The organism is Arthrobacter sp. zg-Y877 (genome assembly GCF_030373105.1).
GTDB lineage: Bacteria > Actinomycetota > Actinomycetes > Actinomycetales > Micrococcaceae > Arthrobacter_B.
The window spans coordinates 99459-113636 of the sequence record NZ_JAUCPU010000008.1 but is presented as its reverse complement, the minus strand read 5'-3'; the positions used below and the strand labels follow the sequence as shown (position 1 = coordinate 113636).

Sequence of the window (14178 nt, the reverse complement as noted above, 5' to 3'; positions counted from 1 at the left end):
CCGCTGCCCCGGGCGGCCCACGTGGGCCGCATCCATTGTGCCACGACCGGGCGGAACCAGTGGTGCCAATGTTTTTGAACATGTTCAAAAACATGGTCTACTGGACCCTGAAAACACTGCAAAAGGGAGCAACATTGGCCGTCACCGTCAAGAGCGAACAGACGCGCCGGCTCCTCATCGATACGGCACTTCGCCTCTTCGCCGCCCAGGGCTACGAAAAGACCACCATGCGGGCCATCGCACTGGAGGCGAATGTCTCCGTGGGCAACGCCTATTACTACTTCCGTTCCAAGGATGACCTCATCCATGAGCTGTACCGGTTCCTGCAGGACGAGCATCGTTCCCGGGCCCTGCCGCTGATCCGTGAGGGCCACAACTTGGGCGAGAACCTCTCGGCCATCCTGTCCACGGGCCTGACGACGATGGAGCCGTACCACGCCTTTGGTGTGCATTTCCTGCGGGACGCCATGGCACCCGACCGCAGGGAAGATGCCGCCGTCGGACGTGGCAAGTCCATCGCGATGTTCCGCCAGGCCGTGGCCACTGCCCGGCCGCAGCCGCCTGTGGCAATCCGCGGCGACCTGCCCGAACTGCTGTGGCTGATGTATATGGGCATCACGTTTTTCTGGGTTTACGACCGTTCGCCGGGGCAGCGCCGGTCCCACCGCCTGGCTGCCGGCGTGGCGCCGCTGGTGGCCAAGCTCGTGATCCTGTCCCGTCTTCCCGTGGTCCGGAACATCGTGGAGGACGTAGTCCACGTGCTCCGCGGCGTCCGCCGGGACGGGGAGCCCGCAGCGAAGTGAGCCGGTACGACGACGGCGCGCCGTAACAGCGCGTCTTGCAAGGGTGGCCCGTTCCGGGGCTTTGGGTGGAAGATGGACCCATGTCTGCAAACACATCCTCCTCTGCGGCCTCAGCACCGGCCGTCACGCTCACCATCGCCGGCTCTGAAGCCACCGGCGGCGCCGGCGCCCAGGCCGACCTGAAGACCTTCCAGGAACTGGGTGTCTACGGCATCACCGCACTGACCTGCATTGTGTCCTTCGATCCGAAGGACTCGTGGAACCACCGCTTCGTTCCCGTTGACCCGCAGGTCATCACCGACCAGCTCGAAGCGATCATGACCGCCTATGACCTGGACACGGTCAAGATCGGCATGCTCGGCACCCCCGCAACCATCGACGTCGTGGCCAAGGCCCTGCAGGACCATGACTGGAAGAACCTGGTCCTGGATCCCGTGCTGATCTGCAAGGGCCAGGAACCCGGTGCCGCATTGGACACCGACAAGGCACTCAAGGCCCAGATCCTTCCCCTGGCCACCTTCGTTACCCCCAACCACTTCGAATCGATGTCCCTGTCCGGCATGGACTCCATCGAGACCGTTGAGGACCTCAAGGAAGCGGCCCGCCGCATCCATGAAGCCAGCGGCGCAGTGGTTCTGGCCAAGGGCGGCGTCCGGCTGGAAGGTGCCGACGCTGTCGATGTCTTCTACGACGGCGAAACCATGGAGGTCCTGCGCGCACCCAAGGTGGGCGAGGTAGCCGTCAGTGGTGCGGGCTGCACGCTGGCCGCAGCCATCACCGCCGAACTGGGCAAGGGCGCAACCCCGCTCGAAGCAGCCAGGACCGCCAAGGCGTTCGTCACCGAGGGAATCCGGAACCGCGTTTCCTCCAATGCTCCGTTCGATGCCCTGTGGCAGGGCAATGCGGGACAGGGTCCGGCACTGTAACTTCCTCGAGCCGAGCCCGAGAACGGCAGAACCGCAGAACCTTCAGAAGGAGCCTCCCGGCAACGGGACGGCTCCTTCTGTGTTGGTCCGTCTGTGCTAATCCGTCTGTACTGATCCTTCGGTGCGGTTCCTTCGGTGGTTGGACACCGCTGCAATTAGCGTGAATCTACCCCGGCAGGCGAGGAAAACTACAGGCAGTATTCCTGAAAAACAAGGGTCCGGCGCGTAATTGGCTCCAAAAAACCCCAACCTATGCACCACACGATTGGTCCTCTATTGTGACCCTACGGCTGCTTGGTTTGGGGGCCGTTACGTGCACGCTGACGCTCCCCGCGGGGGTTGGAGGCACAACGGAAAACCTGCCGCGTGTGTCAGCAGCCGTGCAACTGTCTCCTGGACGTGCCGGTAGCGCTCGGTGGAACGTTCAAGGAGCCCAATGTCCAGTCATTACAAACCCGGCGCGGTCCTCACTGCCGCATTCGCCGGAATCGCACTTACAGCGAGCCTGGGCCTGCCGGCCCAGGCCACCGAGGCACCAGTCAGCAGCACCTCACTGGCCGAGGGCATCTCGGTCCAGCGGTTCGCCGAACAAAAAGTCTCCGCCAGCCTGCGGGATGCCTCCGGCCAGGTGTCCGTCTACGTGCAGTTCACCGGTGAAGGCGCCTTTGAACAAACGCAGCCGGACGCAGTCAAGGACGGCAAAGCGGAGCCCGTGGTGAACAAGCCGTTGGTCGAGGAGATCCGCGGCAACATCACGTCCCAGGCCAAGTCCGTAGCGGCGGAAGCGGATGCGAGCACGCTTTACACCACCACCAATACACTTCCCGGCACCGCCATCGTGGGCGACGCTGCGGCCATCCGCGAACTGGCCGGACGCGCTGACGTCGTCCGGATCACCAAGATCGTTCCAAAACACATCGACAACAGGGGTGCGGATATTGACACCCGTGCCCTGAACACTTGGGTGGAGCGAAACCAGACCGGCGAAGGCATCACCATCGCTGTCCTGGACACCGGCATCGACTATACCCACAGCGATTTCGGCGGCCCCGGAACCGTTGAGGCTTACCAGGCCGCCCAGGCGTCCCCAGCCATCCCCTCTGCAGCAAGCGGCCTGCTTGACCCGGAGAAGTTCATCGGCGGCTACGACCTCGTCGGCGATGACTACAATGCCACCTCCACTGACCCCACGTATCAGCCTGTTCCGCGGCCGGACCTGAATCCGCTCGACTGCGAGGGGCACGGCACCCACGTCGCCGGAACCGCTGCCGGCTACGGCACCAACGATGACGGTTCCACCTTCCGCGGTGACTACTCCACGCTCACGGCGGAACAGGTCAATTCGATGCGGATCGGTCCCGGGTCAGCGCCCGAGGCCCAGCTCGTAAGCCTCCGGGTCTTCGGCTGCGCCGGCTCCTCCGAAGTCGTCGGACAAGCCCTGGACTATGTGCTGGACCCCAACGGCGACGGTGATTTCTCCGACCGTGCCCAGGTAGTGAACATGTCCTTGGGCACCGACTACTCACCGGTGGACGATCCCGATAACGACATTGTTAACAAACTCACCGAGCAGGGCATCCTTTCCGTCGTCGCCGCGGGCAACGCCGGGGATGTGTACGACGTCGGTGGGTCCCCGGGCAACGCGAAGTCGGCTTTGAGCGTAGCCAGCACCATCGGTACCCAGGTCGCCCTGGACCGAGCGGATGTCCTCGCGCCTGCCGAGCTGGCCGGACGCGCTGCAGGGCAGTACTCGGCCAACTTCAACTACTCGGACCCGGCGGTCACCGAAGCGCAGCTCACCGGCAACGTCGTTATGGCCCCGGCGGACAACCGCTTTGGCTGCAACGCTTTCCCCGCCGGCTCGCTGACCGGTAAGTGGGTCTGGCTCCAGTGGGAGGATAACGGGGCGTTCCCCTGCGGGTCGGGAGTCCGTTTCAACAACGCCCAGACCGCCGGTGCAACCGGTGTGGTGCTGGACTCCCCGCGTTCGGTCTTTGACGCAGGCATCGCCGGCAACACCACCATCCCCGGAATCCAGTTGAATGCGGCGTCCTCGGATCTGCTGCGTCCGGCTGCGTCGGCGGGAACCCTCACCCTTCGTCTATCCTCGGCCTACCGGGCCACCATCAGCGCCCCGTCGGGTGCCGGCGATACCGCCAGCCCGTTCACCTCACGTGGGGTGCACGGTTCAAATGGCATCGTCAAGCCCGACGTCGCGGCACCGGGTTCCTCCATCGGTTCGGCCGCCGTCGGGTCCGGTACCGGTGCAGCAGTCAGCAGCGGAACCTCCATGGCTACCCCGCATGTGGCTGGTATTGCCGCCTTGGTCTACGCGGCTACGGACTTGAACCCGTACGAGGTCAAGACGGCCATCATGAATACCGCCACGCACGACGTGCTTGCTGCGGGTGGTGCCGTGCAGGGTCCCAACCGGGTCGGTGCGGGACGTGTTGATGCCCTCGATGCGCTGGACAATAAGGTCCTTGCCTATGCAACAGAGGATCAGGCACTGACCAGCGTCAACTTTGGGGTGCTGGAACTTGGCAAGGAAGCCCTGGTGCTGACCCGTCAGGTCACCGTGGAAAACAAGTCAGACCGGCCGGTGGCGTACAACGTCAGTTACCTGCAGGCGTCCGCAATGCCCGGCGTCGTCGTGAGCACCACCCCCTCGGTGAGTGTTCCCGCCAATGGCAAGGCCACAGTGGACGTGACGTTGAGCATTTCCGATCCGGCGGCGCTGACCAAGACCATGGATCCGGCTGCTGCTACTGAGCAGCTGGACCTGTATCGGCAGTTCCTGGCCGATGTTTCCGGCCGGGTGCAGTTTGCCGGCACCGGTACGCCCACGCTGCGGGTTCCGGTTTACTCAGCCCCGAAGCCGACCTCGGATATGAGTGCCGGCAAGGAAATCGCCTTCGCCGACTCCGAGGCACTGGAGAGCACAGTCACCCTGGAGGGCCGCGAGCTGAACCAAGGTGCGGGCGCTTCGCGTTACCTCTCGCTGGTTTCTCCCCTGGTCCTGGGCGCGCAGAGCCCGCGGTTGGATTCCGTGAAGATGGATTCCATGTACGCCATGGACCTGCAGGCAGTGGGCGCCTCGTCTACTGTTCCAACGGTGAAGGCTGCCGGCGGGAACCTGCAGAACTCTTTGGTGAACTTCGGTGTGAGCACCTGGGCCAACTGGCCGATTCTTAGCGGTGCGGCCGAGATCGACGTGGAAATCGATACCAACGGTGACTCGGTTCCGGACTTTGTCACTTTCACCACCCGGGCTGCCGACCTGGACCTGGTGCTGGTTTCGACCTACCGGTTGAACCCGGACGGCACGGCCACGCTGGTGGACCAGACCGGCGCCAACGGCGTCCTGGGCAATACCGATAGCAACACGTTCGACACCAACGCGGTCACGCTGCCGGTTTCGGCCGCGGCGCTGGGCCTGGACGTCAACGCCGCCTCGGCGCCGCTCCGCTACCGGGTGAGCACGTGGCACCCCTACAACGCGGACGAGCAGGGCAACAGTGTTCCCGTCGACACCACCGAGTACATCGCCTTCGATGCCGCCAACCCGGCACTGACCTTCACCGGCGCCACCCCGGACAGCCTGTTCGCGGATGTCGACGGCGGCCAGATCGATGTCACCCGCAGCGCGGGAACCACCGATGCCAAGGCACTGTTCCTGCACCTGCACAACGCCACCGGGGATCTGAGCGGTACAAACGGCGACGGCGGCAAGGCCGAAGTGGTGCCGATCAAGGTACCGGCTAAGGCAGTTCCGACGCCTACGCCGACGCCCAGCCCCACGGCAACGCCCAAGCCCACGGCGAGCCCCACGGCAACGCCGAAGCCGACGCCGAGCCCGACAGCAACGCCGAAGCCCACGGCAACACCTAAGCCGACGCCGAGCCCGACGGCAACACCTAAGCCGACAGCGACACCCAAACCGACACCGGCCAATCCGGTCAGTGCCGTCAGTAAGTGTTCAGGTTCGGGTGCCGAGATTGCGGTGACGGTCAAGAACACCGGAACCCGGGAGGCCGACGTCGTGGTGAAGTCGAGCTACGGCACCGCCTCCGTTCGGGACCTGGCTCCGGGCAAGAGCAAGTCTGTAGTTATCAAGACCCGCCAGTCATCCATCAAGGCCGGCGACGTCACTGCGAGCTACACCTTCACCGGCAAGGGCAAGGTTGAAAAGGCCAGCTACAAGGCCTCCTTCAAGGCCCAGAAGTGCAAGGGCGGCCATGACCACGGTGACAACCGGGGCGATGGACGCGGCGATGGTCGCGGAGACGGCCACGGTGACAACCGGGGTGACGGTCGAGGTGACGGCCACGGCGGTGGCCGCGGCTAGAACCTAGTGCCGCACTAGGAAACCACACTCGATAAAGCTGTAGGCCCCGGAGGAATCCGGGGCCTACAGCCGTTCTGGACCTACTTCAGCAGCCGGGACATCCTCCGGTCGGCCAGCAGCTTGCCGCCGGTCTGGCATGTGGGACAGTACTGCAGCGAGGAATCGGCAAAGGCCACCTCACGGACGGTATCCCCGCAGACCGGGCAGGGCTCGCCGGTCCGTGCATGCACCCGCATTGCCTGCCGCTTGGAATCCTTCAGCTCCGCCGCCGGGCGCCCGGACGCGTTGCTGATTGCAGAGTCCAGGACAGCGCCCATCGCTTCGAACAGCCGGTCCACCTCGCCGGCGTCGAGCTTGGCCCCGATGGCGAACGGGGACAGATGCGCCGCATGCAGGATCTCGTCACTGTAGGCATTGCCGATCCCCGCGATGACCGACTGGTCCCGCAGCAGTCCCTTGATCTGGCCACGGTGTGCGCCGACCAGCGCAGCGAAGGTGTCAGCGCCGACGTCGAGCGCTTCCGGACCGAGCCGGGCAACCCCCGGAACGTCCGCAGGGTCCCGGACCACGTACACCGCCAGCGATTTCCGCGTTCCCGCTTCGGTCAGGTCAAAGCCGGGCTCGGCACCGCCGTCGCCGGAGGCCGCAAACCGCACCCGCAGGGCCATCGGTCCCTTGCCCGGGCGCAGCCGGCCCGGTTTCAGCGCATCCGACCAGCGGAGCCAGCCGGCCTTGGCCAGATGCATCACCAGGTGCACCCCGCCGGCCGTGAGGACCAGGAACTTGCCCCGCCGCTCGACGCCGGACACCGGCCCCGCGTACAGCTCCTCCACGGGCACCGCCGCGGTCTTCAGCACGGGAAAAGACAGCACTTCAACCTCCGAAATCACCGCAGCGGGTGCATCGGGCGGCAGCAGCTTGGACCGCAGGAAGTCGGCGAGTCCCTGCACCTCGGGCATCTCAGGCATGCCCTCACCCTAGGCGAAACCAAAACCCTGAACCAGCACCCATCCGGGACCGCAATGCAGCCGGCAGTCCACCCCGCTGGTGGCTCAGTTCCCCATCGCTCGTACTTCACGGTTGAGTTCCCAGGCGTCCGCTACTGCTCCCAGATGCCGTAGCTTGTCGGGATTGATGACCGAGCGGATCGCCTGGATCTGCCCATCGAGCACGTCAAGCACCACCGTGGTGAGCACCCGCCCGTCCCGGTCACGGACTATCGCGCCGGGCTGCCGGTTGATCTCGTGCTGCTCGATGGTGATGTCCAGCCGGACCATGCGGGGGAAAACCGAGGCCAGCAGGCGTGCCACGTTTGCTGCACCGATGATCGCGCGGGCCAGCTGCGGGGCGTTGCCGCCGCCGTCGCCGACCATCGACACGTCAGCGGCGAGCACTTTCTGCAGGCCGGCGAGGTCACCGTCACGGAGGGCATCAAAGAACCGCGACGCCAGTTCGGAATGCTCGGTTCGGTCCGCCGTGAAACGCGTCCTGCCTGCTGCCATGTGGTCCCGCGCCCGCACCGCCAGTTGGCGGCAGGCTGCCTCCGAACGCCCAACCGCAGAGGCGACCTCCGGGTACCCGAAGTCGAAGACCTCCCGCAGGACGAAGACCGCACGTTCCAGCGGACTGAGGCGTTCCAGCAGCAGCAGCGACGCCAGTGACACCGAATCAGCAAGCTCAGCAGCCCGCGCCGGATCCTCATACGGATCGTCGACCAGCGGTTCGGGAAACCAGGTGCCGACGTATTCCTCCCGCTGGACCCGTGCCGAACGCAGCACATCGATCGAGCTCCGGGTCACCGCGGTTGAAAGGAAAGACTTCGGCGAGCGGGGCTCCCCCGGGTAAGCGTCGAACCGCAGCCACGTATTCTGCAGCACGTCCTCTGCCTCGCTCACGCTGCCCAGAATGCGGTAGGCAATCGAAAACAGCAGCGGCCGTAACGCCAGGAACTCTTCGGTCCGGCCCACCGGGATACCTCTTTCCGTGGGCGGTGCCGCCCACAGCCGGGCGGCACCGCTGGTGTGACCACCACCCTCGGCGATGGGTCAACGACTTTCAAGCCCCGCAGCAGTCCCGGGCACCGCTCACGCGGCAAAAGACCCGGGCCCCAGCCGGCCCCACGCGATGAAGGCGGCAAGTGACAAATACACCAGATTGACCAGCATCAACGGGGTTTCGCTGCGCCGGCCGTGCGTAATCATCGCGCCGATCATCAGCAGGACCCAGCAGATAGCCGTCACCGGCACCAGAAAGAGTGCAACCCCGGAGACAGCAGGCAGGATCAGGCCCGCCGCAGCCATGACTTCGAGGACACCAAGGGTCTTGACGAAGCCGCCACTGACATCGGCAGCCCATCCCCCACCCTTGCTTGCAGCGAGTTTCTCCTTGGGAACGAGTAGTTTGAGCAGTCCGCTGGCAAGGGCTACAGCCGCCAGCAGCGCGGTGGCAATCCACAGTATGAGGTTCATCGTCCGCTCCTTGATGAGGAAATACCTACATCAGAGTGACGAAACAGGCGCTGCGCCTGTGACATGCCTGCGGTGTAGCGCTACCCCGCCGAATGTGACTGCAGGAACGAGTACACCTCGGTCTCGTCCACGCCGGGGAACGCCCCGGGCGGCAGCGCCGCCAACAGGTGCGAATGCGCGCGGGCGCTCGGCCAGGCATACCCGGACCATTCGGAGGCCAGCTCGCCGGGAGGTGTGCGGCAGCAGTCCGGATCCGGGCAGCGGGATTTGGACCGCTCGGTGGTGTCCCGGCCCCGGAACCACTTCACGTGCTGATACGGCACGCCGATGCTGAGCGAAAACTTGCCCGCCGAACCGCGTTCAATCCGGGCCGTGCACCAGTACGTACCTGCCGGAGTATCGGTGTACTGGTTGAACGCGCTGAACTGGTCGGGCACGGAAAAGACTTCCCGCGATGTCCAGTACCGGCAGATCGGCTGGCCCTCGATGGCGCCGGTATGGTCGGCCGGGAACGTCACGCCGTCGTTCTCATAGGCCTTGTAGACAATCCCGCTCTCGTGCACTTTCTGGAAATGGGTGGGAATACCCAGATGCTGGGTGGCGAGGTTGGTGAACCGGTGCGCGGCCGTCTCATAGGACACCGCAAAGGCATCCCGGATGTCCTCCACCGCAATTTCCTTGGCGGCCTTGGCCCCCTGGAGGAACTCCACCGTCGCCTTCTCCGGCAGCAGCAGCGCAGCGGCAAAGTAGTTCGTGGCTACCCGCTGGCCCAGGAACTCGCCGTAGCTGCGCGGCGTCTGGTGCTGGAGCACGTAATGCCCCAGCGCCTGCAGCAGCACCGAACGCGGGTCATGGTCCGAACGCTGCGACTGGGTGAGGTAGATCCGCCGGTTCTTCAGGTCGGTGACGGACCGGGTGGAATGGGGCAGGTCATTCACATGGTGCAGGGTGAAGCCCAGGTGCGCCGCGATATCCGCGATTACATGCTGGGACAGCGGACCGGAGGTGTGCCCCACCGAATCGAGCACCTTCTGCGCCTCGGCCTCGTATTCGGGGAAGTAATTGTTGCGCTCCCGCATCATGGCCCGCAGTTCACCGTTGGCCCGGCGGGCCTCCTCGGGGGTGGCCACCTGCTCGTTGAGCCGGTGTTCCAACTCGGCCTGCAGCCCCACCAGGGATTCGAGGACGTCGATCGGCAGCCGTGAACCGATCCGCACCTTCGGCAGGCCAAGGGAAGCATAGAGCGGTCCACGCTGCGCCCGCTCCAGTTCGATTTCCAGTGCAGCGCGCCGGCTGGGCGGCTCCGACCCCAGCAGTGAATCGATGCTGACGTCCAGGGCAGCAGCCAATGCCTGCATCATGCCGAGCTTGGGCTCACGTTTTCCGTTCTCGATCAGGGACAGCTGGGAGGCGACCGTTCCGACGGCGGCCCCCAGGTCATCGAGCGTCATGCCCTTGGCTTTGCGCAGGTGCCGGACCCGGCGGCCGAGACTGATCACGTCCAGGGTGCTGTCGGCGTCGGGCGCCGATCCGTCCTTTCGGGGGGTCGGAGCGGGCCGGTTCCATGTAGTAGGCGTCACATTTTCACGATACGCGAAGAACTGCGTTTCTTTCCATAGAAAAACCCTAGAAGAGGGGTTGTTGTTGGCACAGGCTTAGTGCACAGCAGGAAATTCCGGTTGAAGCGGCCGGGACGAATGAATGAATTCAAGGAGATTTGCAATGAGCCAGGACCAGAACACCGCCCCCACCGCAGAGCAGCTCACCTCGGACTGGGAGAACAACCCCCGCTGGGACGGCATTGAGCGCGACTACACCGCTGACGACGTCGTCAAGCTGCGCGGCCGTGTCCAGGAAGAGCACACGCTGGCCCGCCGCGGCGCCGAAAAGCTCTGGGACCAGCTGAGCAATGCCGGCGACGAGGGCTACACCAACGCCTTGGGCGCCCTCACCGGCAACCAGGCAGTGCAGCAGGTCAAGGCCGGGCTGAAGGCCATTTACCTCTCCGGCTGGCAGGTCGCCGCCGATGCCAACAACTCCGGCCACACCTACCCGGACCAGTCCCTGTACCCGGCCAACTCGGTTCCCACCGTGGTCCGCCGCATCAACAACGCGCTGCTGCGTGCCGACCAGATCGAGTTCGCCGAAGGCATCCAGAGCGTGGATGACTACATGGTGCCGATCGTGGCCGACGCCGAAGCCGGCTTCGGCGGCCCGCTCAACGCCTACGAGCTCATGAAGTCCATGATCCAGTCCGGCGCCTCGGGCGTTCACTGGGAAGACCAGCTCGCCTCGGAGAAGAAGTGCGGCCACCTCGGCGGCAAGGTCCTGATCCCCACCAGCCAGCACATCCGCACCCTCAACGCCGCCCGCCTCGCGGCCGACGTCGCCGGCACCCCCACCGTGGTGATTGCCCGCACCGACGCCGAGGCCGCCACCCTGATCACGTCCGACGTCGATGAGCGCGACCAGGAATTCATCACCGGCGAGCGCACCGCGGAAGGCTTCTACAAGGTCCGCAACGGCATCGAACCCTGCATCGCCCGGGCCAAGGCCTACGCACCGTACTCGGACCTCATCTGGATGGAAACCGGCACCCCGGACCTGGAACTGGCGCGCAAGTTCTCCGAAGCTGTCCGCTCCGAGTTCCCCGACCAGATGCTGGCCTACAACTGCTCGCCGTCGTTCAACTGGAAGAAGCACCTGGACGACGACACCATCGCCAAGTTCCAGCGCGAACTCGGTGCCATGGGCTTCAAGTTCCAGTTCATCACCCTGGCCGGCTTCCACGCCCTGAACTACTCCATGTTCGATCTGGCCCACGGCTACGCCCGCAACGGCATGAGCGCCTACGTGGAACTGCAGGAGAAGGAATTCGCTTCCGAATCCCGCGGCTACACCGCCACGAAGCACCAGCGCGAGGTGGGCACCGGCTACTTCGATGCCATCGCCACCGCGCTGAACCCGAACGGCAGCACCCTGGCCCTGGCCGGCTCCACCGAGTCCGCCCAGTTCCACTAAACCCGGGCTCCACTAAACCCGCGGCTCCCGCTTGCTGCACCGCATCGCTCACTGCACCCCCGGTGCTGCGGGGCCGGCTCGACCGGCCCCGCAGCACCACCCCCAGTTTTGAAAGACCCCAAGGAGAAACGCCATGAATGACCCGATCACCCTGAACGGTATTTCCCTGACCGCCCCGGTAGTACGGCGCCAGGAGGAAATCCTCACCCCGCAGGCATTGGACTTCGTCAAGGCACTGCACCGGGCCACCACCACCCGCCGGCAGGAACTCCTTCAGCAGCGTCAGGCGCGCCGCCAGCAGATCTCCAACGGCGCCGATCCGACCTTCCTCCCGGAGACCCGCGGCATCCGCGAGGACAGCTCCTGGCGGGTGGCTCCGACCGCCCCCGGGCTGGAGGACCGCCGGGTGGAAATCACCGGGCCGGTCGACCGGAAGATGACCATCAATGCCCTGAACTCCGGCGCCAAGGTGTGGCTGGCCGACATGGAGGACTCCTCCACGCCGTCGTGGTCCAACGTCATCAACGGCCAGTTGAACCTGCGCGACGCCCTGGACCGCCGCATCGACTTCACCTCTCCGGAAGGCAAGGAGTACCGGGTACAGGGAACTTCCCTGACGGAACTGCCCACCATCGTGGTTCGCCCCCGCGGCTGGCACCTGCCGGAAAAGCACATGCTGGTGGACAACACCCCGATCGCCGGCGGCCTCGTCGACTTCGGACTGTACTTCTTCCACAACGCCCAGCGCCTGATCTCGCAGGGACGCGGCCCGTACTTCTACCTGCCGAAGATTGAAAACCACCTCGAGGCCCGGCTCTGGAACGACATCTTCGTCCTGGCGCAGGACCTGCTGGGTATTCCGCAGGGAACCATCCGCGCCACGGTGCTCATCGAGACCATCACCGCCGCTTTTGAGATGGAGGAGATCCTCTACGAACTGCGGGACCATGCCGCCGGACTGAATGCCGGCCGCTGGGACTACATCTTCTCGGTGATCAAGAACTTCCGTACCCGCGGACCCCGGTTCGTGTTGCCGGACCGGAACATGGTGACCATGACCGCGCCGTTTATGCGTTCCTACACCGAGCAGCTGGTGCGTGCCTGCCACCGCCGGGGTGCCCACGCCATCGGCGGTATGGCAGCCTTCATTCCCAACCGCAAGGACGCCGCAGCCAACGACATCGCGATGGAGAAGGTGCGCGCCGATAAGACCCGCGAAGCCGGCGACGGCTTCGATGGTTCCTGGGTGGCCCACCCGGACCTGGTGCCGGTGGCGATGGAGGTGTTCGACGGCGTACTCGGCGAGCGCCCGAACCAGCTGGAAAAGACCCGCGAGGATGTGGTGCCCAGCGACAAGGCACTGCTGGACATCGCCTCCACCCCGGGGGTCATTACCGAGGCCGGTATCCGCAGCAATATCGAGGTGGGCATCCGCTACATCGAATCCTGGCTGCGCGGCAACGGTGCGGCCGCTATCAACAACCTGATGGAAGACGCCGCCACCGCGGAAATCTCCCGCTCGCAGATCTGGCAGTGGATCCACTGCTCGGCCGTGACCGACGAGGGTGACCTGGTGACGCACCAGTGGGTCGAGGAGCTGCTCGAAGAAGAGTTCGCCCGGCTGCAGCGTTTCGACGGGGACCGTTTCGACGATGCCCGTGAGCTTTTTGAGGAAGTCGCCTGCGGGGAACACTTCCCCACCTTCCTCACCGTGCCTGCCTATGCCCGCTTCCTGCATGAATCGCAGGAGCTGGCACCGGCATAACCCCTGGGGGAGGGGAACTGCGGATACCGCTTCAGTATCCGCAGCGGCAAGGACCGGAAACCATGACCGTTCGCTTTTTCGAGCAGCGCGGGAATGGCTTCCGGTCCTTTTCGCGTTGCACCGGATATGAAGATTGATATCTGGTCCGACATTGCCTGCCCGTGGTGCTTCATCGGCAAGCGCCGCTTCGAAACCGCGCTCGCCCGCTTTCCGCACCGGGACGAGGTGGAGGTCCGCTGGCACAGCTTCCAGCTGGACCCGTCCCTTCCCGAACACTTCGAGGGCACCGAGGTTGAGTACCTGAGCGAGCGCAAGGGTATCGATCCTCAGCAGCTCGCCCGGATGCTGGACGAGGTAACGGTCCAGGCCGCCGGCGAAGGCCTGTCCTACGACTACGACTCCCTGGTGGTGGCCAACAGCTTCTCCGCCCACCGGCTGATCCATCTGGCTAAGGCCGAGGGCGGGCTCACGGCCGCCGACGCCGCCAAGGAAGCACTGCTTTCGGCCCACTTCGAGAAGGGCATGGACATCGGTGCGGCAGCGGACCTGGTGCAGATCGGCACCGCGGTCGGCCTGGACGCAGACCGGGTGACGGGCATGTTGGCCTCCGATGAATACGCCGACGCCGTCACTGCCGACATTGCGCAGGCGCGTTCCCTTGGGATCAGCGGTGTGCCGTTCTTCGTGCTGGACGACAAGTACGGCATTTCCGGCGCCCAGCCCGCCGATCTGTTCACCTCCGCGCTGGAACAGGCCTGGCAGGAATCCCACCCGCTGATCAGCCTCACACCGGAGTCAGTGGATGGACCTGCCTGCGGACCCGACGGCTGCTAGGCACTGAAAGGAC

The 14178-nt window shown here is 65.0% G+C and carries 10 protein-coding genes; 6 read left to right on the top strand and 4 right to left on the bottom strand.

The features are described from left to right. Positions 1–80 precede the first annotated feature (80 nt). The 3 genes from QNO03_RS14190 (at position 81) to QNO03_RS14180 (ending at position 6077) form a co-directional block, all read left to right on the top strand. The gene (locus QNO03_RS14190) at positions 81–803 is read left to right on the top strand and encodes a TetR/AcrR family transcriptional regulator (protein WP_289603803.1); all 723 of its coding nucleotides are present in this window, start codon (positions 81–83) and stop codon (positions 801–803) included. 80 nt (positions 804–883) lie between these two features. Continuing rightward, complete coding sequence (gene thiD, locus QNO03_RS14185) at positions 884–1729, top strand: bifunctional hydroxymethylpyrimidine kinase/phosphomethylpyrimidine kinase (RefSeq protein ID WP_289603802.1); 846 nt, start codon at positions 884–886, stop codon at positions 1727–1729. 436 nt (positions 1730–2165) lie between these two features. Next, positions 2166–6077, top strand: a complete 3912-nt coding sequence (locus tag QNO03_RS14180; RefSeq protein WP_289603801.1) for a S8 family serine peptidase — start codon at positions 2166–2168, stop codon at positions 6075–6077. 80 nt (positions 6078–6157) lie between these two features. Here the strand turns inward: QNO03_RS14180 and QNO03_RS14175 are convergent, their stop codons facing one another. The 4 genes from QNO03_RS14175 to QNO03_RS14160 all read right to left on the bottom strand — a co-directional run bounded on the left by QNO03_RS14175 (position 6158) and on the right by QNO03_RS14160 (position 10125). Continuing rightward, a complete protein-coding gene (locus QNO03_RS14175) occupies positions 6158–7045 on the bottom strand; it encodes a DNA-formamidopyrimidine glycosylase family protein (RefSeq protein ID WP_289603800.1) in 888 nt (295 codons plus the stop codon). A gap of 84 nt (positions 7046–7129) precedes the next feature. Continuing rightward, positions 7130–8044 carry an RNA polymerase sigma-70 factor gene (locus QNO03_RS14170; protein ID WP_289603799.1) on the bottom strand — a complete coding sequence of 305 codons (915 nt, stop codon included), beginning with the start codon at positions 8042–8044 and terminating at the stop codon, positions 7130–7132. A 117-nt stretch (positions 8045–8161) separates the two neighbouring features. Then, positions 8162–8545: a DoxX family protein gene (locus QNO03_RS14165; protein ID WP_289603798.1), complete on the bottom strand. Its 384-nt coding sequence runs from the start codon at positions 8543–8545 to the stop codon at positions 8162–8164. Positions 8546–8625: 80 nt separating this feature from the next. Beyond that, the gene (locus QNO03_RS14160) at positions 8626–10125 is read right to left on the bottom strand and encodes a helix-turn-helix transcriptional regulator (RefSeq protein ID WP_289603797.1); all 1500 of its coding nucleotides are present in this window, start codon (positions 10123–10125) and stop codon (positions 8626–8628) included. Positions 10126–10267: 142 nt separating this feature from the next. Here QNO03_RS14160 and aceA point away from each other — a divergent pair, with 142 nt between their 5' ends. From aceA to QNO03_RS14145, 3 genes are all read left to right on the top strand, one after another. Then, positions 10268–11566: an isocitrate lyase gene (gene aceA / locus QNO03_RS14155; protein WP_229951158.1), complete on the top strand. Its 1299-nt coding sequence runs from the start codon at positions 10268–10270 to the stop codon at positions 11564–11566. A gap of 133 nt (positions 11567–11699) precedes the next feature. Beyond that, a complete protein-coding gene (gene aceB, locus QNO03_RS14150; protein ID WP_289603796.1) occupies positions 11700–13331 on the top strand; it encodes a malate synthase A in 1632 nt (543 codons plus the stop codon). Positions 13332–13457: 126 nt separating this feature from the next. After that, positions 13458–14165 carry a DsbA family oxidoreductase gene (locus QNO03_RS14145; RefSeq protein WP_289603795.1) on the top strand — a complete coding sequence of 236 codons (708 nt, stop codon included), beginning with the start codon at positions 13458–13460 and terminating at the stop codon, positions 14163–14165. Positions 14166–14178: the final 13 nt, after the last annotated feature.